This is a genomic window from Pseudoalteromonas luteoviolacea, assembly GCF_001696455.1.
GTDB lineage: Bacteria > Pseudomonadota > Gammaproteobacteria > Enterobacterales > Alteromonadaceae > Pseudoalteromonas > Pseudoalteromonas luteoviolacea_C.
This window is the reverse complement of sequence record NZ_MAUJ01000001.1, coordinates 638,687-663,613: the sequence shown is the minus strand read 5'-3', so window position 1 is coordinate 663,613 and position 24,927 is coordinate 638,687. Positions and strand designations below refer to the sequence as shown.

Here is a 24,927-nt window from a genome sequence, read left to right as displayed (position 1 = left end):
AAAAAATGTGAAAGCATTTACGTTAGATTTGAAGAGGTAGAAATAAAAAAAGTAATGACTGGATGCCAATCATTACTTTAAAGGTTGGGCTATAGTTCAAAAACCTAGCTTCCATATGACGTAGCTAATTTAATTTTGTGATTATTTCCTTTTTATAACTCAATTAGTTTTAATTTTTAATTAGACAACTTTGGCCTAGCGTAATATCAACTCAACACTCTATATTCATCCTTCAATACTGATAGTCGCTTGCGAGCCAACTGAACTCTCTTTCTCACATTTTCAGGTGATAACTGTAAGCGGCTAGCTATTTCATTATATTCCATTTCATACATGAACTTATATTGCATAACGAGTCTTAATTCTTTTGGTAAAACGTCAATTTCTTTTATGATCTTGTTATATAAACTCAGGTTTAAATGTTCGTTCTCTAAAGATGTGGATTGGTTGTCTGCGAAGTAGAATTGGTTTGGAAGTTCTGATACATGATTAACAATATCTTGGTGTTTTGCGTTAGCTCTGTGCACATCCATACATAGGTTATGCGCAATTCGGCATAACCACGCAAACTCATTTTCAATTATGGCACTGGAGCGTGTGTAAGCTTTAAAGGCTTTTTCACAAGTTTGAGCGATAACATCTTCTATTTTATCGCTATCATTTCTCAGCCAACGATAACAACAACTTAATAATTTCTCTTTATTTTCTAACCAGAGTCTCCAAAACTCACTATGTCCTTCTAGCTGCTTTTGTTCTGCTGCAACTAACTCCCCTGTATGTAACATCATTTCTCCAATAAAAAAATTTATATCGGAGGAAAGACGGGGTCTCAAAGGCTCTGTGAAAACAAAATTAACACATTTTGTAAACCATTGTATCTATAAGTTTCAACATTTATATAAATAAACACAATAAATTAAAAGAAAAACAGAATTCTACCATCAAAACAACGTAGTAAATACTCTAGTTGAGATGGGCTTTCGAATAACAAAAACCTTTAAAAGCAAACTACCTCCTTGCAACCATCTCCAATGAAATTATAAAAATCGAACCATTATTTCTTCGATGAGTAACCTGAAGAATGCTTATTTAATTGATAAGATATTCGATTCTATCGCTTTCATAAAGTGAGAGATATCCTCACCTTTATGCGCGATGGAAAGTCTCAGTTTTTGCCGATATGTACTGACAACAATTGCGAGTCCCGCTGGAGGCAAAGGTACACTAAAGTTATAGACATCTATAATTTCATACCTTCCCAAATGGCTCAAATCAAAATCTAACGCGCCTAAATTTGAAAGAATTACATTCCCCTTTAAGAAAAGCCTTTTGTATATTCTAACCAACATTTTTAATGCCGGTCTAGGTAGCAAGTTAATTGATAAAGCTTGAATTTGTTGTTGCGCTTGGAAAGCTCTATACCCGCCGGATTTCAGCCATGTAAGATGTTGAACATATTCCTTAACCCAATCGTCACTGCCCCCTACATGGGATTCAAAAACAATAACTAGGTTGTTATAGGCATCCTCTAGCGATTGTTTAGATAAGCCCCGTACAGACATAGTTTCAAGTATTCTGAGTCCACAATTTGGAAAAAATGATTTGTTCAATATAACATTGAGCGCAACATTCACAGAAACACCGTTTTTCTTTGACCAATCAACTAGTTTTTTCGTTGCCACTTCACCAAGGTCAACATAATCCACTTGACAATTTTCTGGCTTCTCCTCATTCACCTTTACCTCTATTCGAGATCTCACAAAGTTACTTGCCAACTGTCTAAAAGCCGCTAGGTAAGCTTTCGCGCCACATGACTCAAATAACTTAGAGTCGCACACAAAGCTGTTGTCATCTTCCACAATAGAGCGTGTGTTAAGGTAAGCGTTAAGTTGTTCAAACAAGAGATACCCACTTCTTCCATCTGACGCGATGTGTGATGATATAAATAACAATGCAAAATATTGCTCAAACTGAACGCAAACAAACTTGATGGGAGAAGCGCTAAACGGGTCAACGACATCGTTAAAAAGATAGCCGCGCAAAGCTCTGTGCCATGACTCAAAATTATCGAAATCGCTGGACCAATCTAAGAATTGCTTTTCTGGGAATAAATGCGCATCAAATTGCCAATGGTACTGCCAGTTTTTTCGTACAATTCGACTTTGCATCACTGGGTGCTGCTTGGCAATTTGATCTATTGCCTCTGTCAGCACTTTTTGATCGGGGCAACCTTTTAGAATAATAAGGTCACACGAGTTACCATTGCCATTTGCATCAGCCAACGCCAAAAAATTGAGCGCTCGCGCACTAAGAGGAATGAGGGGAATTGATTTATGCATAATAGTTCCTTTTTTAAAAACGAACACTAAACAAGAATCATTACCATGTCTACATACTGTTGCCAAATGAGATATAAATTCCAAGGCAATTGTAACTTTTTGTCAGGTTCCCCTTAAAAGTAGTGTGACAAATTTTGTTCTAGCGCAATAAAATCGTCATGTAAATTCAATAATATGAGGCCAAGTAAGATGTATCGTTAAGGACTAAAAATGGCATCAATGAATTTACACCGCGTCTACATTCCCACAAATGCCCGAAATAATCATTATATTTTGGCAGAGTTCAAACCAGAAGAGTCGTTTTACAGCTGCTTTGATGATATCGAGAGTGCTTATCAAAGGCTCGCTCGAAAACTGTTCGCCCTGTGCGATGAGTTTGAACTATATAACGTACAGCTTATAGTCAATGATAAGCTGCCGGTGGTTCGCTATCATGAAGAAGCCTACAACTTGCAAACAGATAAACAAATTTTGTTTTTCTACAATCCGAAATACCATGAAGCCCATAAAATATACAGCGACAAAGGGCATAAAGCACGTAAAATCCGCTTACTGTTTTTAGCGACTGGTGATGAGCTTCGTGCGAATGCTGCCGCATTCCATAGTAAAGTAAAACGTACTCTCGATGCGCTACAATCACAATATTCGGAACAAGATCTGCATTTCAGAGTACGCGATCACCAGCACCTTACCTACGATATTTTCTCAAAAATAAAGGGGCACAGAGAAACATATGGTTACAAGCTACGAAGCTTATACCCTAGATATCAAGCAAGAAACTGTACCTTACCCGAACAGCATAGTGAAATAACTTACGTGAGCTTTTCGATACCGATAACTCGCGCCATAAAAACTGAATATCAACATTTACTCAGACCCGGCGACTATGCTCCTTTTTATCAATATATTGAAGACAAACTCCTGACTATTTGTAGCCAGTTACAATTGAGCCATGTTGGCTTCGTAGCAGACGGCAGAATGCCCATCATTAGAAGTAGCCAAATAGATAAATCGGATCACAATAGAGAGCTTCAAAAATTGAGCTTCGATACCTCTTTGGAGGATGGTCAAACACATTCAATTTGGGACCCTGAACACCTTTGTGAAACGATGCATTTTGTCATTGTTGCAAACGACAGAGACAACAAAGATGCTGGCTATGGCAAATTCATGAACAATGCCGAAACCATGGTCAGGAGATTTACGACTCAGCTACCAATAAACCCTGAAAAGCAAGATATTACGATGCGATTTTTCCAGCATATAAGCTATACCTATTAATGTCATATCGGGTTTAATTATCAGGACAGATCAAAATGCTACGACCTGTCCTGGTGCATTTCTTTTAACATGCACCAAACGGCTTTCTAACTCTGCGAAAATATTTCCAAAATCGCCTTCCTCAGAACATATCAATGCTCCCGAAAAGTTCACATCGACAAGCGCTTCTTGCTCGATAAGTGCCTGTTTAAATGCCGCTAACCTTTTCTGTAACACAGCTTTTTTCATTCCTTCACACAAAATGACAAACTCTTCTTCACTTACTCGACAAACTAAATCACCATCATCTCTAAATTGCTTAAGAATTAAATCTGCTGCCAGTTTTAGTTTACTTTCGGTATTTTTATAGCGTAAATCTGAACTTCTTAAACCATCTAACTCGATAAGTGCCATTGCATAATCCGTGGCTCGGCTAGAAACCACCTCAAACTGTTCTACAAAGTAACGCCTATTATAAAGCCCTGTTCCAAAGTCTTTGTAATTTAACACCGCCGTTAAGTTATTCTTAGAACGCCTATAATATGCAACTACGCCCACCAAAATAGCGATTAATATCACGATGACGACATAGGCCTTAATTAAGTCATGACTCTTTTGCTCATCACTCTTTCCATTTGAACTGCGACCTACACCACTGCCTGAAGTTGCTAATTGATTTTTTAGCTGCTGTGCTTCTAATACCCCTTGGGTTTCGTATTCAACTTTATTGTTTGCCACAGCATCATTTTCCTCTAAAAACTTAACATATGTTCTCAATGTGGCAATCGTTTTGGGTAAGTCTCTTTTCGCTTGATAAACATCGGCTTCAATTTTTAACGTTTGCCGAGTGTAGCGATTGTTGAGCGTATTCTGGTAGGATTTCAATAACTCCTTAGAGGAGACTAGTTGCTGTAGAGCATTGTCAAACTGCTTCACTTCGGCATAAGCCAAAGCGAGGTTATTATGTAATACAATAAGGTGTGCAGGGTTAATAATCGCGTTGTCTTTTTCGGACCGAGCTTGATTCAGATATTCTATTGCTTGCAAGAACTCTTTTTTACTCAAAGCGATTTTTCCAAGCCCCGACAAAGCCCAAAACTCGTACCTTGGTAATTTTTTTGTGTGTGCCACTTCATGCATTTCGCGGTAACATTGCTCAGCTTTATCGTCAAGGTTTGCTCTGAGTAAGGCAAGACATAAATTGTATTTTACAGGCAATCCATCCAATACGTTTGAAGCTTCCTGTGCCAAATCTCTCGCTTGATAAGCATAACTTAATGCTTTGACATAAAATTGCAGTGTTAGGTAGTACGCTGTGAGACTGTCATACACCATGAGCTTCGTCGTTCCGTCCACTTCCTCTGCACTTCTGGAGATAAAACTTTGCGCCGCCTGGAGCGACTTCAGTGCTTGGCTATACTCTTCTCGCCACACAGCAATAATGGCCTCCATCGCATAGGTCCTTATCAATAAGTCGGACGCTTTGTGTTGAGTAAAGCTCAGCCTTGCCTGTTTAATATATTGCTTCGCTTTTTCAAGTTCTCCTTGCTCTATTGAAAAAAAGGCGCGATACAAGTACCAATAACCAGAGCTCAAACTTAAGGGATAGTCTTTCACATACAACTTTGCATCATCAAAGTATCGCTTCGCCGCTCGAATATCGCCTTTGAAGAAGGCAACACGCGCCTTTAACGTTAGCCAAAAAGCCTCGTTGACTAATTCCGGTTTGTTCTGTGCAGATAGGATGCCTATGGGCGCTTTGATAGTTTGAGATTCGAATTCAAGCATCTGTTGCTTTGTCATAGCAACAGAAAGGCTTGAAAACAATAACAAAGAAAAGATAATAAACTGTAAATTCAAGAAGGGAGATCCCAGCACTTTATACTAGTTTAAATGTAATCCTTTATTTTAAATTATACAATATTTGAAATTTTCACTTTGATTAATCACACCACTTCACACTCATTTACTTCTTTTTTTTGCACCTGTTTTGTGCTGGTTTGTGAAACATTTTGAATGTGCTCAAGTTGCTCTAGTAGTACTCGTTTTTTATCACTCGATACGGTCAATTCATCTGCAATAAGTGAAAGCAGCTGCCTGTTGGTGTCCTGTGCCGTTGCCATACTTTCTTTCAAATCTTTATTTTGTTGATGTAATTGCTCCGCCAAATCAGCTTGTGTGACCGAGTTTTTGACCTTTTCATTGGTTTTTTGTTCTGAGCTACCTAACAACTGATTGAATACGTCAACTAGTCGGTTTAACACGCTGTAAATCACATCAGCTGAAAACCCGCCTAATAGGGCTGCTAACGGTTTATGGAAATCACTAATAGTGTGATTGTTTTGTGCCAGATCTGCCGTTGGTATTAATTCGGCAATCATCAAGCCTGCCATAAAACCCATAATCACCATAGACCAGTATGTAGAGTCAAATTTGGGATCATAATTGCACTGGCGAATAAAGTTACGAGATTTATGCAAACACGCGAATGTTGCTCCTAGTCCTGCACAACATAGCAAGAACAACTGATTCAACAGCAAAGTCTTCCCTTCAGAATTGAATAGACCTTCATTGATGGTTTTTTGGTTCACTTCAGGGGAAATAGATAACCCAATAATCGAAAGTAAAAAGAAAATGGCCAACACAGACATATGCCTAACTAACTTAACTGGGCCTAGGAAGCGGATCCACCCTACTGATGTTGACTCTTTATCCATAATCGCTAATGTGAGAGGCTTGGCTGGATAAACCAACACAGAAAGCTCTTTATGGCATTTTGTTAGCTCTGATAACTCATGTTCATAGAACCCGATCCCCCCATCTACACTCTCGCCATCGGTCGCAATGACATCTTGCTTTCGTTGAAGTTGATAAACTGTGTTTGGCATGTAGCTGGGTATTGTTTTCCCCTGCCCTGAAGCATAACGAATCATCACATCACACTCTATTAACAAGTGGCTTATGAAATCCTTTTGAGACATAGTCTTACCTATCAGTAAAATGGGAGATTGCGTTTATATCAGTTAACAATACTTAACTTCAAGTACATTTAGTTACGATTTCAAAAGATTTTTAGAGGGTGAAAAGTAATAATGAGGATTTCTAAGAACAAATAAGTGTTTGGTAAAAATAAGCTAATACGTTAATTTGAGAAGTACACTCAACTGACCTGATTTCTATTTGGAAAACGAGCCAACACGTTAACGGCATGTTTTTTCTTAATACAAACCCCCTTAAAACTACGCCAATCTAATTAAGTAATACAAATAGCAAAGAATCAAAACTAAAAAAGGCTCCAAAAGGAGCCTTTTATCTGATTGGAAATCGTAGATTACCAGCCAGCTTTTTCTTTAAGTGCAGCACCGATCTCAGCTAGAGAACGAACAGTCTTAACGCCTGCTTCTTCTAGAGCTGCGAACTTCTCATCAGCAGTACCTTTACCACCTGAGATGATTGCACCAGCGTGACCCATACGCTTACCCGGAGGAGCAGTAACACCAGCGATGTAAGATACAACTGGCTTAGTCACGTTGTGTTTGATGTACTCTGCCGCTTCTTCTTCAGCTGTACCACCGATCTCACCAATCATTACGATTGCTTCAGTCTTAGGATCGTTCTGGAACATTTCTAGTACGTCAATGAAGTTAGTACCTGGGATTGGGTCACCACCGATACCAACACATGTTGATTGACCGAAGCCAGCGTCAGTAGTTTGCTTAACTGCTTCGTAAGTAAGAGTACCTGAACGAGATACGATACCTACTTTACCAGGTAAGTGGATGTGACCAGGCATGATACCAATCTTACACTCACCCGGAGTGATAACACCTGGGCAGTTAGGACCGATCATACGAACGCCAGTTTCTTCAAGCTTCACTTTAACATCAACCATATCTAATGTAGGGATGCCTTCAGTGATACAAACGATTAGCTCGATGCCACCGTCAATCGCTTCTAAGATAGCGTCTTTACAGAATGCAGCTGGTACGTAGATTACAGTTGCAGTTGCGCCTGTCGCTTCTACAGCTTCACGTACAGTGTTGAATACAGGAAGACCAAGGTGAGTTTGACCACCTTTACCTGGTGATACACCACCAACCATTTGCGTACCGTACTGGATAGCTTGCTCTGAGTGGAAAGTACCTTGACCACCAGTGAAACCCTGACAGATTACTTTAGTATCTTTATTAATTAGTACAGACATTATTTGCCCTCCGCAGCAGCAACTACTTTCTCTGCAGCATCAGTTAGTGATTCAGCAGCGATGATGTCAAGACCAGAGTTAGCTAGTACTTCACGGCCAGCTTCAGCGTTAGTACCTTCAAGACGTACAACTACTGGTACGCTTACACCAACTTCTTTAACTGCACCAATGATACCTTCAGCGATCATGTCACAACGAACGATACCACCGAAGATGTTTACTAGTACTGCTTTAACGTTGTCATCAGAAAGGATGATCTTGAACGCTTCAGATACACGCTCTTTAGTCGCGCCGCCACCAACGTCTAGGAAGTTAGCTGGCTTACCACCGTGTAGGTTTACGATGTCCATTGTACCCATTGCTAGGCCTGCACCGTTAACCATACAACCAACGTTACCGTCTAGAGCAACGTAGTTTAGTTCGAAGCTTGCAGCGTGTGCTTCACGTGCATCTTCTTGTGAAGGATCGTGGAATTCACGGATCTTAGGCTGACGGAATAGCGCGTTGCCATCAACACCAATCTTACCGTCTAGGCAGTGTAGGTTGTTTTCGTCAGTGATTACTAGCGGGTTGATCTCTAGTAGTGCAAAATCATGATCGATGAACATGTTCGCAAGACCAAGGAAGATCTTAGTGAACTGTTTGATTTGAGCAGGGTTAAGACCAAGCTTGAAGCCTAGCTCACGACCTTGGTATGCCTGAGGGCCTACTAGTGGATCGATTTCTGCTTTGTGAATTAGTTCTGGTGTTTCTTCAGCAACTTGCTCGATTTCTACACCACCTTCAGTTGAAGCCATGAACACGATCTTACGTGAAGCACGGTCAACAACAGCACCAAGGTATAGCTCATTTGCAATATCAGTGCAGCTTTCTACTAAGATCTTAGCAACAGGCTGGCCTTTTTCGTCAGTCTGATAAGTAACTAGGTTTTTACCTAACCAGTTTTCAGCAAATGCGCGGATCTCGTCTTTGCTATCAGCTAGCTTAACACCGCCAGCTTTACCACGGCCACCCGCGTGTACTTGACATTTAACGACCCACTTGTCGCCACCAATCTTACCAGCAGCTTCAACTGCTTCCTGAGGAGTGTCACAAGCGTAACCCTCAGATACAGGTAAACCATATTCGGCAAAAAGTTGTTTTGCCTGATACTCATGCAAATTCATGATGCTTTATCCAATTTTTTATACTAAAAAGGCTGAATATTTATGCAAATAATCAGCTATCCCAAATTGCGCCCATAGTATAGATCCCACGGCGTAGTAAGAAAACCCCAGTAAGACCAAAGGCGCAAAAAAAAAGCTGTATGTTGCTTAATTGCACGCATACAGCTTAAGATTTAATCTTTTGATTAAACGTCTAGAAGTAGACGTGTTGGATCTTCTAGTAATTCTTTAATTGTTACTAGGAAACCAACTGACTCTTTACCATCAATTTGACGGTGGTCATAAGAAAGCGCTAGGTACATCATCGGTAGAATTTCTACTTTACCGTTTACAGCCATTGGACGCTCTTGGATTTTGTGCATACCAAGAATCGAAGACTGAGGTAGGTTGATGATTGGCGTAGATAGAAGTGAACCGAATACACCACCGTTTGTGATAGTGAAGTTACCACCTGTCATGTCGTCAACAGTTAGTTTACCGTCACGACCTTTAAGCGCTAGCTCACGAATGCCTTTTTCGATTTCAGCAACTGATAGCTTGTCACAGTCACGTAGAACTGGCGTTACTAGACCACGAGGCGTTGATACAGCGATGCTGATATCAAAGTAGTTGTGGTATACGATATCATCACCATCAATTGATGCATTTACTTCAGGGAAACGCTTAAGTGCTTCAGTTACGGCTTTCACATAGAAAGACATGAAGCCAAGGCGGATGCCATGACGCTCTTCAAATACGTCTTTATATTGCTTACGAAGATCCATGATTGGCTTCATGTTCACTTCGTTGAAAGTAGTCAACATTGCTGTTGAATTCTTAGCTTCTAGAAGACGGTTAGCGATTGTCTTACGAAGACGAGTCATTGGTACACGTTTTTGTGTACGGTCACCTACCGGAGCAGCTGGTGCAGCCGCCGCTTTAGCAGGAGCCGCAGCAGGCTTAGCAGCTGGCGCTTTCAAGAATGCATCAACGTCTTCTTTTGTGATACGTCCGCCTTTACCAGTACCTTTGATTTGTGAAGCATCAAGGCCTTTCTCAGCGATTAGACGACGAACTGAAGGAGTAAGAACGTCAGCGTTTTCGTCAGATGCTGCTGGTGCAGCGTCAGATGCAGCCGGAGCTGCAGGTGCGCCACCTGCTGAAAGCTTACCGATTACCTGTTCGCCAAGTACTGTATCGCCTTCTGCATGTAGCTGTTCACCCATTACACCGTCTTCAGGTGCAACAACTTCAAGAACTACTTTATCAGTTTCGATGTCAACTAGGTTTTGATCACGGCTTACTGCCTCACCTGGTTGAACGTGCCAAGTTGCGATTGTAGCGTCTGCTACTGACTCTGGAAGTACTGGTACTTTAATGTCCACTTCTTTACCTTCTGCTGCTGGCGCCGCTGCTGGCGCTGCTGGTTGTTCATTTGATTGAGCTGGTGCTGCGCCGGCAGCACCTATTTGTGCGATTACTTGCTCGCCTAGTACAGTTGCGCCTTCTTCTTCAGAGATCGCAACGATTACACCGTCTTCAGGTGCAACAACTTCTAAAACTACTTTGTCAGTTTCGATGTCAACTAGGTTTTGGTCACGGCTAACAGTGTCACCAACGCTTACGTGCCAAGTTGCGACTGTCGCGTCAGCAACTGACTCAGGAAGAACAGGAACCTTAATTTCGGTTGTCATCTCTTATTCCTTATTTCTTAATTGTTAATGCGTCAGCAATCAACGCGTTTTGTTCTTTAGTGTGGGTAGACATGTAACCACAAGCTGGAGCAGCAGAAGCCTGACGACCTGCATAAGTAAGTTTTGCTCCACTTGGGATAGCTTCCCAGAAATGGTGTTGAGAACAGTACCAAGCACCTTGGTTCTGCGGTTCTTCCTGACACCATACGAAATCTTTCACGTGTTGGTAGCGCGCCATAATTTCATCCATTTCTTTGTGTGGGAATGGATATAGCTGCTCAACACGCACAATTGCAACGTTATTCAGTTCAAGCTTGCGACGCTCTTGCAGTAGTTCGTAGTACACTTTACCACTACAGAAAACAACACGTTCAACATTTTCAGGATTGATCTCGTCAATCTCGTCAATCATGTTGTGGAATACACCGTCAGAAAGCTCTTCTAAACTAGACACCGCCAGCGGATGACGTAGCAACGATTTAGGCGTCATAACAATCAGTGGACGACGCAGTGGGCGCACTGATTGACGACGTAACATCGCATAAACCTGTGCAGGTGTAGTAGGAACACACACTTGCATATTATGGTCAGCACATAACTGAAGATAACGCTCCATACGTGCAGAGCTGTGCTCAGGACCTTGGCCTTCATAACCATGTGGAAGTAATAGAGTTAAACCACACAGACGGCCCCACTTTTGCTCACCTGAACTTAAGAATTGGTCAAATACAACTTGAGCGCCGTTCGCGAAGTCACCAAATTGTGCTTCCCAAAGTACCAACGACGTCGGCTCTGCTGTTGCGTAACCATATTCAAATGCAAGTACCGCTTCTTCAGAAAGTACAGAGTCGTATACTTCAAATGTACCTTGCTCTGAGCTGATATTTTGCAGTGGCAAATAAGTAGATGCGTCATTTTGGTTGTGAACAACGGCATGACGGTGGAAGAAAGTACCACGCCCTGAATCCTGACCAGTTAGGCGAATGTCTGTGCCTTGATCAACCATCGTAGCGTATGCCAGTGTTTCAGCCATACCCCAGTCTAGTAACTTGTCACCCTTCGCCATTGCTTTACGGTCATCGTAGATTTTCTTAACACGAGACTGTGCTTTATGGCCTTCAGGGTATGTCGCAACCTTTTCACCTAGCTCTTTAAGCTTTTCTACAGAAACACCTGTTTCATATGGCGTATCCCAGTCGTGGCCAACGTACTTTGACCACTCAGAAGAGTGCTTGGTTTCTGGTTGGATTTCTTCAACAACACATACACCATTATCTAGGCCATTGCGGTAGTCATCTGCAAGTTGTTTTGCTTCTTGCGCAGATAAAACGCCTTCAGCAACTAGCTTGTCAGAATATAACTGGCGAGGTACTGGGTGCTTTTTGATCTTTTGGTACATTAGAGGCTGAGTTGCATTAGGCTCATCAGCTTCATTGTGACCATGACGACGGTAACAAACTAAGTCAATAACAACATCACGCTTAAACTTGTTACGGAAATCTAGGGCAACCTGAGTCACTAAAGCAACCGCTTCTGGGTCGTCCGAGTTTACATGGAAGATTGGTGCCTGCACCATTTTAGCGATGTCAGTACAGTATTCTGTCGAACGCGTGTCTTCAGGTTTTGATGTTGTAAAACCTACTTGGTTGTTAACAACAATACGTACTGTGCCGCCTACACCGTATGCGCGAGTCTTTGAAAGGTTAAATGTTTCTTGAACAACACCTTGACCTGCGATAGCTGAGTCACCGTGAATCGTAATTGGCAATGCTTTTGAGCCGCTTGCACAATTTAAACGGTCTAGACGCGCTCTTACAGAGCCCATAACCACTGGATTTACGATTTCTAAGTGAGACGGGTTAAACGCCAATGCCATGTGAACATCGCCGCCTTTAGTACCGAAATCAGAAGAGAAACCCATGTGGTATTTAACGTCACCAGAACCAGCTGACTCACCATACTTACCAGCGAACTCGTCAAACAGCTCTTGTGGGTTCTTACCTAACACGTTAACAAGTACGTTAAGGCGACCACGGTGTGCCATACCAATAACGACTTCTTCTTGGCCACTCTCACCTGCTCTGTGAACAAGCTCTTTAAGCATTGGCACTAACGCATCACCGCCTTCTAAAGAGAAACGCTTCGCGCCTGGGAATTTCGCACCAAGGTATTTTTCTAGGCCATCAGCTGCAATCAAGCCTTGTAGTAGGCGTAGTTTGTTTTCTTTGCTGAATTGAGTCTGTGAGAAACCAGCTTCTAAACGTTGTTGTAACCAGCGTTTTTCTTCTGTTGATGTGATGTGCATATACTCAGCGCCAACAGAGCCGCAATATGTCGACTTAAGCGCTGCGTACAAATCTTTTAGTTTCATTGTCTCTTTGCCACAGGCAAAAGAGCCAACATTGAATTCTTTATCGAGATCTACATCATCTAGATTGTGGTAAGCCAAGTCGAGCTCTCTTACTCGATCTCGCTGCCATAAACCCAATGGGTCTAGGTTGGCATTTTGGTGGCCCCTAAATCTAAATGCATTAATAAGCTGCAACACACGCACTTGTTTTGCATCTGCCGCACCTTCTGCAGAAACTACTACTTCTCTGTGTTTGTTCTTAGCAAGCTCAGCAAATTGTGCTCTTACATCCGAATGTTTAATATCAACATCAACACCTTCAACTTTAGGTAGTTGATCAAACACTTCTCGCCATTCTTCTGGCACTGAAGCCGCATCGTCGAGATACGCCTCATATAAATCTTCTACATACGCAACGTTGCGCCGTATAAGTGAGAAGATTCTAGCCATGCCTTCATCACACCTTCGTGCATTTATTAGCCCTTTTCTCTAGCGCAGAAACTTTAACTTAAACGAAAACAAGATGGCACGCCCAGCATGCCATCTTAAGATAATTATGCTTTAAACCGAACGGTTTAATAGCATAGATTTAATGTGTCCAATCGCTTTGGTTGGATTCAAACCTTTTGGACAAACGCTAACACAGTTCATGATACTGTGACAACGGAATACGCTGAACGCGTCATCAAGACCAGCTAAACGTTCTTCAGTTGCTGAATCTCGGCTATCCGCTAAGAAACGATACGCATGAAGAAGTCCAGCAGGACCGATAAATTTATCTGGATTCCACCAGAATGATGGACATGAAGTAGAACAACATGCACATAAAATACACTCATAAAGGCCATCAAGCTTTTCACGATCTTCGATTGACTGAAGACGCTCTTCGCCGCCTGTTGGCTTATCATTGATCAAGTATGGTTTTACTTTCTCGTATTGAGTGTAGAACTGACTCATGTCAATTACCAAGTCACGAATAACAGGAAGACCTGGTAATGGACGAATGATAATTTTACCTTTGCCATTTTTTTGTAGTGCTGACAACGGAGTAATACATGCAAGGCCATTTTTGCCGTTCATGTTTACACCATCAGAACCACATACACCTTCACGGCACGAACGACGGAATGAAAGAGTAGAGTCTTGCTCTTTCAACATTAACAGTGCATCAAGCACCATCATGTCACGCCCTTCTTCAACCTCTAGTTTGTATTCCTGCATACGAGGTGCAGTATCTACATCTGGGTTGTAACGATAAACAGAGAATTCTAAAGTTGCTGTTGCCATCGTTTAACTCCTAGTACGTACGAGCTTTAGGTGGGAATGCTTCACGAGTCGTCGGCGCAAAGTTTACATCACGCTTTGTCATTGACTCGCTCTCTGGGTGATACATTGAGTGACATAGCCAGTTTTCGTCATCACGATCTGGGAAGTCAAATCTCGAGTGCGCACCGCGGCTCTCAGTACGGAAGTTTGCAGCAACCGCAGTTGAGTATGCTGTTTCCATTAAGTTGTCTAATTCTAGACACTCGATACGTTGTGTATTGAATTCAGTTGACTTGTCGTCAAGACGCGCATACTGAAGACGCTCACGGATTTCTTTAAGCTCTTTCAAGCCATCCGCCATAGAGTCACCTTCACGGAATACCGAGAAGTTAAGTTGCATACACTCTTGTAAGTCTTTCTTAATTTGTACCGGATCTTCGCCTTTACCAACTTCTGACGTCTCCCAACGATTATAGCGAGCGAAAGCCGCATCAACATCGTCTGTAGACGCTTCACCAGTTGACTCGAAGTCTTTCAGGTAAGAACCTAAGAAGTTACCAGCAGCACGGCCGAATACAACCAAGTCTAGTAGTGAGTTACCACCTAGACGGTTTGCACCGTGTACAGATACACATGCGATTTCACCTACCGCGAATAGACCTTCTACGATACGCTCTTTACCGTTTACATCAACGTCAAGTACCTGACCGTTAACGTTTGTTGGTACACCACCCATCATATAGTGACAAGTTGGGATTACCGGGATTGGCTCTTTAGCTGGATCAACGTGCGCGAAAGTCTTAGACAGGTCACAAACACCAGGAAGACGAAGGTTAAGCATTTCTTCACCAAGGTGATCAAGCTTAAGTTTAATGTGAATACCCCAAGGGCCTTCACAACCGCGGCCTTCACGAATTTCTGTCATCATTGCACGTGCAACAACGTCACGACCCGCAAGGTCTTTTGCGTTAGGCGCATAACGTTCCATGAAACGCTCGCCATCTTTGTTTAGAAGGTAACCACCTTCACCACGACAACCTTCAGTTACCAACGTACCCGCACCTGCGATACCCGTTGGGTGGAACTGCCACATTTCCATGTCTTGCATGCCGATACCAGCACGCACAGCCATACCAACACCGTCACCAGTATTGATGTGTGCATTTGTTGTAGATGCATAGATACGACCAGCACCACCAGTCGCGAGTACTACAGCCTTAGACTTGAAGTATACAACTTCACCAGTCTCGATTTCGATTGCAGTAACACCAACAACATCGCCCTTGTCATTTTTAACTAGATCAAGTGCGTACCACTCAGAGAATACGTTAGTTTTGTTTTTAACGTTCTGTTGGTATAGGCAGTGAAGAAGTGCGTGACCAGTACGGTCAGCCGCCGCTGCTGTACGTGCAGCCTGCTCGCCACCAAAGTGCTTAGACTGACCACCGAAAGGACGTTGATAAACACGGCCATTTTCAAAGCGAGAAAATGGTAGACCCATGTTTTCTAATTCAGTAATAGCTTCAGGACCTGTTTTAGTCATGTATTCGATAGCGTCTTGGTCACCGATGTAATCAGAACCCTTAACAGTATCGTACATGTGCCATTCCCAGTTATCTTCGTGAGAATTACCTAGCGCAACAGTAATACCGCCTTGCGCAGATACAGTATGAGAACGCGTTGGGAATACTTTTGAAATAAGCGCACATGTCTTACCAGACTCAGAAATCGCTAGTGCTGCACGCATGCCTGCACCACCGGCGCCAACAACTACAGCATCAAATTCACGGACATTATATTTCACTTAAACACCCCACAGAACAAACAAACCAACAGCAACGTATGCAAGTGCCATTAGATTCAATACAAAGCCTAAAACTGTACGCATCGTTGAGCACTTAACGTAATCAGTCAGTACTTGCCATAGGCCAATACGAGTATGAACCATTATACAAACTAAAGTAATAATAGTTGCCGCTTTCATTGCTAGGTTATCAAATAGCCCAGACCAAGCTTCATACGTTAGTTCAGGAGTTAATGCTAGGTAGCCAACAATAAATACAGCGTATGCTGCAATGATTAATGCTGTAGCGCGAAGTGATACATAATCTTGTACACCATCACGTTTAAGAGTTGCTTGATTTAAGACCATATCCACACTCCACCAAGGATAGCCACGATTACCCATAGAGCGATTGCAATGTTAGCACTTGCATTGCCTGACTCTAATTCTTCCCAGTGCCCCATGTCTTGGATCATGTGACGGATACCGCCAATGATGTGGTAAGACAATACAGCGAAGGTGCCCCACGCAATAAACTTTGCAATAAAGCCAGTCATAAGCTCTTTTACAAAGTTAAAACCTTCAGGAGAAGAGAGAGATTCAGACCACGCCCAAATGACAAATGTCAGCGCGAAGAACAACGCGACACCAGTGACACGATGTAATATCGACGCCTTTGCCGTTGGCGGCATAGATATAGTCGTAAGATCTAGATTTACAGGTCTTTGCTTTTTCACAGTTACTTGCCCATCTTTGCTCGATTAGAGCTTCATCTACTTGTTTTTATCAACCCACTTGCACGACATGCACAAATGGCACACTCTAGATAAACCTGTTTAAACACTTAAAAGATCACTTGCCTGTAAAACTTCGATGTAAAAATAGGTTTACCCACAGACGACACGGTATAAAACCGTTGACAGTATATAAGGCTATCCGTGTTTTTACAATTCTTGTTTAGTTTCGTACGCTTGCGAATTAGCCAATGGTATAATATTTAATCTGCTTAGAATATTTATTATACATTTTTGCATAATTCTGAGAAAAATTGACTTTTCACCCCATTTATAAGTTACAATGATCTGAATTTGCTTAACATTAGTATCACAACATAACAATCAGAATGTTGTTATTTCATAGGAGATAAGATAGATGGCAGATAAGAAAGCCACAGTCCATATTGATGGGCACGATCCAATCGAACTACCGATCCACTCTGGCACAGCAGGCCAAGATGTTATCGACGTTCGTACGTTAGGTGCTCACGGCTTCTTCACATACGACCCTGGTTTCATGTCGACTGGCTCTTGTGAATCATCTATTACTTACATCGATGGCGCGAAGGGTGTACTTTTACACCGTGGCTATCCAATTGAACAATTGGCAGAAAACTCAAACTACATTGAGCTTTGCTACCTACTATTAAACGGTGAACTACCAAACACAGAACAGCTTGCAACTTTCTCTGATGAAATCACACGCAATACTATGATGCACGAGAAAATCGCAGCGTTTTTCCAAGGTTTCCGTGTTGATTCTCATCCAATGGCTATGCTTTGTGGTGTAGTTGGTGCTTTGTCTTCTTTCTACCACGACGACTTAGACATTTCGGATGCAGAGCAGCGTATGCGCTGTGCAACTAAGCTAGTTGCTAAGCTGCCTACAATCGCTGCAATGGCATACAAGTACAACGTAGGCCAACCATTTGTATATCCTCGTAACGACCTTAGCTATGCAGAGAACTTCCTACACATGATGTTCTCAGTACCAGCTGAAGAGTACAAAGTAAGCCCAGTGTTGGCAAAAGCAATGGACCGTATTTTCATGCTTCATGCTGACCATGAGCAAAACGCTTCGACTTCGACAGTTCGTTTAGCTGGTTCATCTGGTGCAAACCCTTATGCTTGTATTGCTGCAGGTATTGCTTCACTTTGGGGCCCTGCTCACGGCGGTGCAAACGAAGCGTGTCTAAACATGCTTGAAGAGATTGGTTCTGTTGACCGTATCGACGAGTATGTAGCTAAAGCGAAAGACAAGAGCGACCCGTTCCGTCTAATGGGCTTTGGTCACCGCGTGTACAAAAACTTCGATCCACGCGCAACTGTAATGCGTCAAACTTGCCACGAAGTTTTAGAAGAGCTTAACATCCAAGACCCGCTTCTAGACGTAGCAATGAAACTAGAGCAAATTGCGCTAGAAGACCCATACTTCGTTGAAAAGAAACTATACCCTAACGTAGACTTCTACTCAGGTATCATCTTGAAAGCAATTGGTATTCCAACAAGTATGTTCACAGTCATCTTTGCGATGTCTCGCACTGTTGGTTGGATTTCTCACTGGAACGAAATGCTATCTCAAGCAGGCCACAAAATTGGTCGCCCACGTCAGCTATACACAGGCTATACTGCACGTGACTATGAGGATCAAGGCGAACGTTAATCATCGCTTTGTATAGAAAAAGGGCTTAAACGCCCTTTTTTTTCGGCTTTTTTTTAACCACACCTTTAAATCGTACTAATTTCTTTACACTATAAGTGACTCAATTATTTTATTCAAATTTAATAAATCTCAAAACTTGTGTAGATTTCTTGGACAGTATCCTCTTCTCTTACACTGTCAACACTTGCTAGTGTAGGGCCTTGTTGTAACCAAATAGCCAGTTCGTCAATTTTACACTGCTCTCCAAACACAACAACTTCGACACTTCTATCTGGCAAGTTTTTCGCGAACCCAAATAGACCGAGTCTCACTGCCCTTTGCTTGGTGTGATAGCGAAAGCCGACACCTTGTACTACGCCTGTTACGATAAATTTTGAACTTTTCATTTAACCGAACTCATTGATAACTTAAATTACAAGCTTAGTTTCCAACTTACGGGAATTGAAGCTCTCGAAAAAGGCACATTTATTACGAACGAAATATCACATTCCATGACTTACAGTGATGCATATAAAAAGGCCCCGTTGGGGCCTTTAGGTTTCAAATGCTCGAAGTTGCTTTTGATTAGAATTTATAAGCAAACTTCACGTACACTTGGCGACCTAATATACTGTGAGTCTTGTTATCTACGCCCATAGACTCAGAAGGCGCAAATGGCGCTTCTTCATTTGTTAGGTTAGATGCACCCAGCGTTGCTGTAAGTTTGTCAAAGCCAACATATGTCACGCTTGTATCGATTGTAGTCCAAGAATCAATTTCAAATTTATTTCCTGCACTGTCAGCCAAATCATTGTATGAATTAATATAATTCACGCTGAAATTAGCAATCCAATCGTCAAGAGCCCAATCTACTCGCGCATTCCAACGCAGATCTGGATGTTGATACTCGCCGTTTTCATCTATGATAACTGATACAGAATTGCCATTTTCGTCTGTTCGAATTAGCTCTTCATCAAAGTTCAAGACATAGGTTACGTTATAACCAAACTTGAACTCACCCAAACCTTGCGTTTCGAGCCTGTACTCCAGATCAAGGTCAATACCATCCGTTTTGCGGCCACCAATGTTGACGAATGTGTCGTTGATTTGGCGAATTCGCCCTGGTGTTGCACCAGTGCTCGCTTCTCTTATCACCAAGTTTGGATCATCACCACAACAATCTACGATATCTTGTGCGCCAATTTTCTTAATTAAGTTTTCTTGATCATAGTTCCAGTAATCAACGCCTACACTAAAGTCGTCCGTCGCCTGCCAAATAACCCCAAGGTTATAGTTTGTTGACTCTTCCGGTTGCAGATTTTTGTTACCAGCCACTTCTGCCGTATATTCGAATGGCTCACAATCCAGTGGGTCTTTAGTAATGACACAACGATCTCTATCGATTACGCTTGGCGATTCATCAGTTCTACCAAGGTGGAGTTGAACGAGAGACGGCGCTCTGAATGCAGTCCCCCAAGAGCCCCGTACTACGATTTCGTCTGTCGGTGTCCAACGAAATGCGACTTTCGGATCTGTTGTGTTGCCAAAGTCACTATAATCCTCGTACCTTAATGCCAACTGTAGTTCTAAATTTTCAGTAGCTGGTACATTAAATTCAGCAAATAGCGCCGTATTGTCTCTGTCACCATTCGCTTGCGTTGCTTCTGTACCAAAGATCTCATTATTTAAATACTGGGCATCAGGATTGTCTTCAATTTTCTCATAGCGGTGCTCTAAACCAAATGCTGCAGCAACGTAGCCATCACCAAACTCAAATAACTCGCCCGAAATCGTTGCATCGAAAGACTGCATGGTAGATGCACCGTAACGCGTAGTGGTTGTCTCAATTTTATCCAGCGCAGCTTGAGTATTTTGACTAGGTTCAAATGGGTTCCATTCACCACTATCAATTGCCGCTTGTGCTCTGAGTTTATTTGGGAAACCATCGAAACCTTTTTCTACTGCACTTGAACGGATTGCTGAATAGGCAAACTCCCAGTCCCACTCCTTGAACTCGCCGCGCATACCCATAACTGCACGATAGTATTCAGAATCTACGTCTTTCTTACGATTGCCAATGTCAACAGTACGGCGACGCATCGAAATATCTACGCCGTGTAAAAAGTGGTCAGGCAATGCAGCAAGCGGGTGATTCGGGTTATCGCCAGCCATCGTTAACTCAGTAAAGCTTGGGCTAGCGGCACCTTGAATGAACGTAGATGTATGTTGCGCAGAAAATTCAGCAAAGCCCTCTACCCCATCCATAATTTCTTGCACGCCATTATAGTTAAAGCTAATGCGCTCAGTAGAAGGAATGAGTGTCATATGTGGTGCATAATCATAGCGACAAATATCACCAATGATCATATTTTCAGGACATTTATCATTGCCCCAAACATCAGCAAAGATGGTTTGTCTCACTTTTGTGCCATCATCTTCAACGCGCGTTACCGGTAGTGCTTCCCATTGCGCATCAGTAAGTTGGTTTCTTACAACTTCAATACTGCCAGGGAAACCTGATGAACTTAGTGCGTTATTACCCCCTCTAAATCTTTGATCTGCAGTAGAGGCGTAATCACGGTCAGCATAAAATACGTCGCCACGTTTGAAGTAGTCTAGTGAAAAGTTATGGTGCCCTTTATCTGTTGAGCTGCCCCAAAGTAAGGTAAAGTTCTCCTCTTCTGCACCACCATCGGCCGTATCAGAAATTTTACCTGCAACTTCAAATCCATCAATATCATCACGCAAGATAATATTAATAACCCCGGCAACCGCATCCGAACCATAAGTTGCTGATGCACCGTCTTTTAGCACGTCGATTCTTTTCACTGAAGAAACCGGAATGGTATTTAAATCAACAAATGAAGTCTCAATGTCTTTTGCAAATGGACTTACAGCAACACGGCGACCATTAATCAGTACCAATGTTGAAGAAGCACCTAACCCACGAAGTGCGACACTCGAACCGCCATTGGCCGTATCGTCACTTGAGTTACCTTGGGTACTAAACGTACCTGCACCTGCAACAGGTAGTTTTTGTAGTGCACCGATCAGATCTGTAGATCCTGTCGCTGCTAAATCGCCTGCTGAAATAGTCTGTATCGGTGAAGGCCCTTCTAAATCCGAACGTTTGATATGTGAGCCCGTCACTTCTATACGTTCAACCTCAGATTCATTTGCATTTGCGATACTTGCTCCCCCAAGCAATGCAAAACTAACTGAAGATGCTATTAGCGTAATCCCCTTTTTCATTATCTTTATTCTCCGTAGTGTATAAAACATCTTTTTAACTTTTATAACACACTAAAAAAACAATAAAAACAATAAAAACACCCAAAAGAATTTACATTCTTCCTCTTTATCAATTCATAAATTTAACCTTGTTAGTCTGCAAGGCATAGAGGTAGCGACTTTGATAAAATTTAAGCAAAAAAAAGCCCAGCTATTTAGCTGGGCTTAAAACAATTAAAATCTTGTTAGATAGCTGTATTTTTAACTTCTTTAACAAATTGTTTTACAGGTAAATTATTACACTTCAAGCCTCTAGCTTGGCTGCGGTACTTGTGTAAGCTAGCTACACCTTCTTTTGCAGCTTTCATACATAGCTCAGTTGCTCTAGATGCGTTCTCAGCAACTAATTTAGCTTTGACTGATTGTTGAGAATTTTGCACACCCTGATGAGATTTTGCGAATGTACGAATATCTTCACCATTGCACTCTACTGATGGTGAAAAGCGTGAGATGAACACGCCTTGTTGCGCACCAAATTTGCGAGCAGCACTCAAACCTTGGTTTGCAGCAACTTCACATACTTTTGAAATTGCAGAAGCATCGCTCGCTACAAAATTCTGGCTGCCGCCAGCAAATGCAGAAGTTGAAGCGATAGTAACAAGAGTAGCAATAGAGAGAGACTTAAACATAATTTACCTCGAAAGAACGAATTGGTGCGCATTATATAGCCAATTTAAACCTTGTAAATGGCAAATATAAACTTTTTTGAACATTTAATGAGCTATTTACATCCCAATAAACTCATGCTTCAAAGCTGCTAAATTTTCCCCTTTAATTAACAACTCTAAGTATCAGGAAACATAGTTTTTTCCCTTTTCAAAGAGCAAAATGATACACTTCTACATTATTTACTCTCTAAACTTAAAATATGAAAATCATCTCATTCAACATCAATGGTCTGCGCGCCCGCCTGCACCAATTACAAGCCATCATAGATAAACATCAGCCGGATGTGATTGGCCTACAAGAAATTAAAGTACATGACGAAGCGTTTCCAATAGAAGATGTAGAAGCCATGGGCTACCACGTCTATTTCCATGGCCAAAAAGCGCATTATGGCGTTGCTTTGTTATCCAAAATGCCCGCAAAATCAATTCAAAAGGGATTCACAACGGACACAGACGAAGCTCAAAAACGAATGATAACTGGCACTTTTGAGAGTGCAAATGGCAATGATGTTACGGTAATGAATGGGTACTTCCCGCAAGGAGACAACATCAGCCATGAAACAAAGTACCCTTACAAGCGTCAGTTTTATAAAGATTTAATGACCCACCTCAATACGTACGAGAAACCAGATAGTAATCTAGTGGTGATGGGAGATATCAACATTTCTCCAACTGACAGCGATATCGGTATTGGCGAAGCGAATCGTAAGCGCTGGTTAAAAACTGGCAAATGCTCTTTTCAACCTGAAGAAAGAGAATGGCTAAAAACATTAATGGACTGGGGCTTCAAAGATACGTTTAGAGAACTGACACCAGAAGTAGAAGATAAGTTCTCGTGGTTCGACTATCGCTCAAAAGGGTTTAATGACAATCGCGGACTAAGAATAGACGTTGTATTGGCCACAGAAAGTCTAATGCAAGTATGTCAAGAAAGTGATATCGATTATGAGTTAAGAGGGATCGAAAAGCCTTCAGACCATGCTCCTATCTGGGCGACTTTTGAGATCTAGCTGTTAAACAATACGTAACCAATATTTGGATGTTAGATCATGACGACTTTTGTGTTTGCTTTAATTGCATTCGTACTCAGCTTAGACAAACTACAGTACGAAGCACTATTAAGAACTCCGCAAAGACAAATCGGCGTCTTAAGTTGTGCATTGATAATGGCCCTATTATGGCAGATCAAAGCTGGCATATTACCGGACCTAAACATCCATATACTGGCCGTAACGGCGGTAACTTTGATCCTTGGCTGGCGGTTGTCCTTATTTAGTACGTTGCTGGCCACAATATTTTGCTATTTCTTAGCATCTTTCGAAGTGAGCTTTTTCTCATTTTGGCTGTTAAACGGGATCCTGCCTGTTTATCTAAGTTATGCATTGTTTCTGTTGTGTTATCACTATTTACCGCGCCATTTTTTTATTTATATCTTTGTTTGTTCGTTTATATCTGCCGGTTTAGTTGCTGCAATTAAAATTATCTTTTCTGGCGCATACTATTGGTCAATTGACCAATACGACTGGTACGTATTAACAAGCAATTATATGTTTTATGCCGTGATCATGTGGTTTCCCGAAGCTATGCTAAACGGTATGGCCATAACTCTCTTGATCACTTATCGCCCTCATTGGGTGAGAACCTTTTATGATAAGGAATACCTAGATAGATGACTTTAGAATACCGTTGCCCAATATGCTCTGAATCACTTGTCCAAATAGGCAATAGTTTAGGGTGTACTAACCGTCATCAATTCGACTTTGCAAAAGAAGGTTATATAAACCTGTTGCCAGTGCAATTTAAGCGCTCAAAGCAACCAGGGGACAACTTAGACATGGTGCAAGCGAGAAGAGCGTTTTTTGCCACACCTCACTATCAATTTTTACAACGGTCATTAGCCAGCCTTGTAGCAAGTAAACAACCAAAAACGGTGATTGATTTAGGGTGTGGAGAGGGGTTCTATACACAAGCAATCGCCAATGAGTTGGATGGAAAGTCATCAATTTATGGTTTAGACATCAGTAAACCTGCGATCAAGTACGCAGCAAAACGCTATGATAAACCTAACTTTAGTGTTGCTTCTAGTAAAGACGCCCCCTTTGAAGATGCGTTAGCCGATGTCGTTTTGAGCATATTTGCCCCTGTTTTTGACAAAGAATCTGCAAGGCTTTTGTCACCTGCGGGCACGTTGATAATCGTAAGTCCAGGTCCTCATCACCTGTATGAATTAAAACAACACATATATGATGAAGTGCGTTTACATGAATCGCCCGGTTGCCCAGAAGGGTTTATTGAAACGGAACAAACATTGTTCCAGGAAGTACACTCCATTTCTACTGAAGTCATATTTAATTTAATAAAAATGACGCCTTTTGCTTGGAAGTTTAAAGATTCCCATTTTGAAGCATTATCAAGCAAAACCCACCACGATATCACTCTGTCATTCTTGGTTACCCAATTCAGAAAAACACATCCGCAATAAAGCGACTGTTTAAAACTGATTTATAAT

The 24,927-nt window shown here is 41.8% G+C and carries 19 protein-coding genes and 1 pseudogene; 5 read left to right on the top strand and 15 right to left on the bottom strand.

Annotation, left to right across the window (positions count from 1 at the left end):
- Positions 1-206: 206 nt before the first annotated feature.
- Both A7985_RS02825 and A7985_RS02820 read right to left on the bottom strand, forming a co-directional pair.
- The gene (locus A7985_RS02825; protein WP_081227670.1) at positions 207-788 is read right to left on the bottom strand and encodes an RNA polymerase sigma factor; all 582 of its coding nucleotides are present in this window, start codon (positions 786-788) and stop codon (positions 207-209) included.
- A 297-nt stretch (positions 789-1,085) separates the two neighbouring features.
- Entirely contained in the window at positions 1,086-2,339 is a 1,254-nt protein-coding gene (locus A7985_RS02820; RefSeq protein ID WP_065788907.1) for a hypothetical protein, read from the bottom strand.
- 210 nt (positions 2,340-2,549) lie between these two features.
- Here A7985_RS02820 and A7985_RS02815 point away from each other — a divergent pair, with 210 nt between their 5' ends.
- Entirely contained in the window at positions 2,550-3,620 is a 1,071-nt protein-coding gene (locus A7985_RS02815) for a DUF3083 family protein (RefSeq protein WP_065788906.1), read from the top strand.
- A gap of 30 nt (positions 3,621-3,650) precedes the next feature.
- Here the strand turns inward: A7985_RS02815 and A7985_RS02810 are convergent, their stop codons facing one another.
- The 10 genes and pseudogenes from A7985_RS02810 to sdhC all read right to left on the bottom strand — a co-directional run bounded on the left by A7985_RS02810 (position 3,651) and on the right by sdhC (position 16,778).
- On the bottom strand, positions 3,651-5,459 hold the full coding sequence (locus A7985_RS02810) for a diguanylate cyclase domain-containing protein (protein WP_065788905.1): 1,809 nt from the start codon (positions 5,457-5,459) through the stop codon (positions 3,651-3,653).
- 86 nt (positions 5,460-5,545) lie between these two features.
- On the bottom strand, positions 5,546-6,580 hold the full coding sequence (locus tag A7985_RS02805; protein ID WP_065788904.1) for a hypothetical protein: 1,035 nt from the start codon (positions 6,578-6,580) through the stop codon (positions 5,546-5,548).
- A gap of 350 nt (positions 6,581-6,930) precedes the next feature.
- Positions 6,931-7,803, bottom strand: coding sequence for a succinate--CoA ligase subunit alpha (sucD, locus tag A7985_RS02800; protein ID WP_046356227.1), 873 nt, complete (start codon positions 7,801-7,803; stop codon positions 6,931-6,933).
- On the bottom strand, positions 7,803-8,969 hold the full coding sequence (gene sucC / locus A7985_RS02795) for an ADP-forming succinate--CoA ligase subunit beta (protein WP_023399327.1): 1,167 nt from the start codon (positions 8,967-8,969) through the stop codon (positions 7,803-7,805). Before sucC ends, sucD begins: the two co-directional genes overlap by 1 nt.
- A gap of 185 nt (positions 8,970-9,154) precedes the next feature.
- Positions 9,155-10,642, bottom strand: a complete 1,488-nt coding sequence (odhB, locus tag A7985_RS02790; protein ID WP_065788903.1) for a 2-oxoglutarate dehydrogenase complex dihydrolipoyllysine-residue succinyltransferase — start codon at positions 10,640-10,642, stop codon at positions 9,155-9,157.
- Positions 10,643-10,652: 10 nt separating this feature from the next.
- Positions 10,653-13,465, bottom strand: a pseudogene (gene sucA / locus A7985_RS02785) (2-oxoglutarate dehydrogenase E1 component).
- A gap of 88 nt (positions 13,466-13,553) precedes the next feature.
- Positions 13,554-14,279 carry a succinate dehydrogenase iron-sulfur subunit gene (locus tag A7985_RS02780; protein ID WP_065788902.1) on the bottom strand — a complete coding sequence of 242 codons (726 nt, stop codon included), beginning with the start codon at positions 14,277-14,279 and terminating at the stop codon, positions 13,554-13,556.
- 10 nt (positions 14,280-14,289) lie between these two features.
- Positions 14,290-16,062, bottom strand: coding sequence for a succinate dehydrogenase flavoprotein subunit (gene sdhA / locus A7985_RS02775; RefSeq protein WP_065788901.1), 1,773 nt, complete (start codon positions 16,060-16,062; stop codon positions 14,290-14,292).
- Positions 16,063-16,410, bottom strand: coding sequence for a succinate dehydrogenase, hydrophobic membrane anchor protein (gene sdhD, locus A7985_RS02770; RefSeq protein ID WP_065788900.1), 348 nt, complete (start codon positions 16,408-16,410; stop codon positions 16,063-16,065).
- Complete coding sequence (gene sdhC, locus A7985_RS02765) at positions 16,401-16,778, bottom strand: succinate dehydrogenase, cytochrome b556 subunit (RefSeq protein WP_081227671.1); 378 nt, start codon at positions 16,776-16,778, stop codon at positions 16,401-16,403. The genes sdhD and sdhC overlap by 10 nt, the downstream gene beginning before the upstream one ends.
- Positions 16,779-17,193: 415 nt before the next feature.
- Here sdhC and A7985_RS02760 point away from each other — a divergent pair, with 415 nt between their 5' ends.
- A complete protein-coding gene (locus A7985_RS02760) occupies positions 17,194-18,480 on the top strand; it encodes a citrate synthase (protein ID WP_065788899.1) in 1,287 nt (428 codons plus the stop codon).
- A gap of 119 nt (positions 18,481-18,599) precedes the next feature.
- Here the strand turns inward: A7985_RS02760 and yccX are convergent, their stop codons facing one another.
- The 3 genes from yccX to A7985_RS02745 form a co-directional block, all read right to left on the bottom strand.
- Complete coding sequence (yccX, locus tag A7985_RS02755) at positions 18,600-18,866, bottom strand: acylphosphatase (RefSeq protein ID WP_065788898.1); 267 nt, start codon at positions 18,864-18,866, stop codon at positions 18,600-18,602.
- Positions 18,867-19,044: 178 nt separating this feature from the next.
- Positions 19,045-21,711 (bottom strand): TonB-dependent receptor plug domain-containing protein, encoded by a 2,667-nt coding sequence (locus A7985_RS02750; RefSeq protein ID WP_065788897.1) that lies wholly within the window; start codon positions 21,709-21,711, stop codon positions 19,045-19,047.
- Positions 21,712-21,935: 224 nt separating this feature from the next.
- Positions 21,936-22,379, bottom strand: a complete 444-nt coding sequence (locus A7985_RS02745; protein ID WP_065788896.1) for an exonuclease III — start codon at positions 22,377-22,379, stop codon at positions 21,936-21,938.
- A gap of 239 nt (positions 22,380-22,618) precedes the next feature.
- On the opposite strand from A7985_RS02745, the gene xthA reads away from it, so the two are divergent.
- From xthA to A7985_RS02730, 3 genes are read left to right on the top strand one after another with little or no spacing between them, the layout of a single operon-like run.
- Complete coding sequence (gene xthA, locus A7985_RS02740; RefSeq protein WP_065788895.1) at positions 22,619-23,428, top strand: exodeoxyribonuclease III; 810 nt, start codon at positions 22,619-22,621, stop codon at positions 23,426-23,428.
- Between the two features lie 39 nt (positions 23,429-23,467).
- Positions 23,468-24,091: an energy-coupling factor ABC transporter permease gene (locus A7985_RS02735; protein ID WP_065788894.1), complete on the top strand. Its 624-nt coding sequence runs from the start codon at positions 23,468-23,470 to the stop codon at positions 24,089-24,091.
- Positions 24,088-24,900 (top strand): putative RNA methyltransferase, encoded by an 813-nt coding sequence (locus A7985_RS02730; protein ID WP_065788893.1) that lies wholly within the window; start codon positions 24,088-24,090, stop codon positions 24,898-24,900. The genes A7985_RS02735 and A7985_RS02730 overlap by 4 nt, the downstream gene beginning before the upstream one ends.
- Positions 24,901-24,927: the final 27 nt, after the last annotated feature.

Bases quoted from the DNA above. Each gene is read 5' to 3' on its own strand.
- A7985_RS02825 (WP_081227670.1), bottom strand. From the start codon at position 788: ATGATGTTACATACAGGGGAGTTAGTTGCAGCAGAACAAAAGCAGCTA.
- A7985_RS02820 (WP_065788907.1), bottom strand. From the start codon at position 2,339: ATGCATAAATCAATTCCCCTCATTCCTCTTAGTGCGCGAGCGCTCAAT.
- A7985_RS02815 (WP_065788906.1), top strand. From the start codon at position 2,550: ATGGCATCAATGAATTTACACCGCGTCTACATTCCCACAAATGCCCGA.
- A7985_RS02805 (WP_065788904.1), bottom strand. From the start codon at position 6,580: ATGTCTCAAAAGGATTTCATAAGCCACTTGTTAATAGAGTGTGATGTG.
- sucD (WP_046356227.1), bottom strand. From the start codon at position 7,803: ATGTCTGTACTAATTAATAAAGATACTAAAGTAATCTGTCAGGGTTTC.
- sucC (WP_023399327.1), bottom strand. From the start codon at position 8,969: ATGAATTTGCATGAGTATCAGGCAAAACAACTTTTTGCCGAATATGGT.
- odhB (WP_065788903.1), bottom strand. From the start codon at position 10,642: ATGACAACCGAAATTAAGGTTCCTGTTCTTCCTGAGTCAGTTGCTGAC.
- A7985_RS02780 (WP_065788902.1), bottom strand. From the start codon at position 14,279: ATGGCAACAGCAACTTTAGAATTCTCTGTTTATCGTTACAACCCAGAT.
- sdhD (WP_065788900.1), bottom strand. From the start codon at position 16,410: ATGGTCTTAAATCAAGCAACTCTTAAACGTGATGGTGTACAAGATTAT.
- A7985_RS02760 (WP_065788899.1), top strand. From the start codon at position 17,194: ATGGCAGATAAGAAAGCCACAGTCCATATTGATGGGCACGATCCAATC.
- yccX (WP_065788898.1), bottom strand. From the start codon at position 18,866: ATGAAAAGTTCAAAATTTATCGTAACAGGCGTAGTACAAGGTGTCGGC.
- A7985_RS02750 (WP_065788897.1), bottom strand. From the start codon at position 21,711: ATGAAAAAGGGGATTACGCTAATAGCATCTTCAGTTAGTTTTGCATTG.
- A7985_RS02745 (WP_065788896.1), bottom strand. From the start codon at position 22,379: ATGTTTAAGTCTCTCTCTATTGCTACTCTTGTTACTATCGCTTCAACT.
- xthA (WP_065788895.1), top strand. From the start codon at position 22,619: ATGAAAATCATCTCATTCAACATCAATGGTCTGCGCGCCCGCCTGCAC.
- A7985_RS02735 (WP_065788894.1), top strand. From the start codon at position 23,468: ATGACGACTTTTGTGTTTGCTTTAATTGCATTCGTACTCAGCTTAGAC.
- A7985_RS02730 (WP_065788893.1), top strand. From the start codon at position 24,088: ATGACTTTAGAATACCGTTGCCCAATATGCTCTGAATCACTTGTCCAA.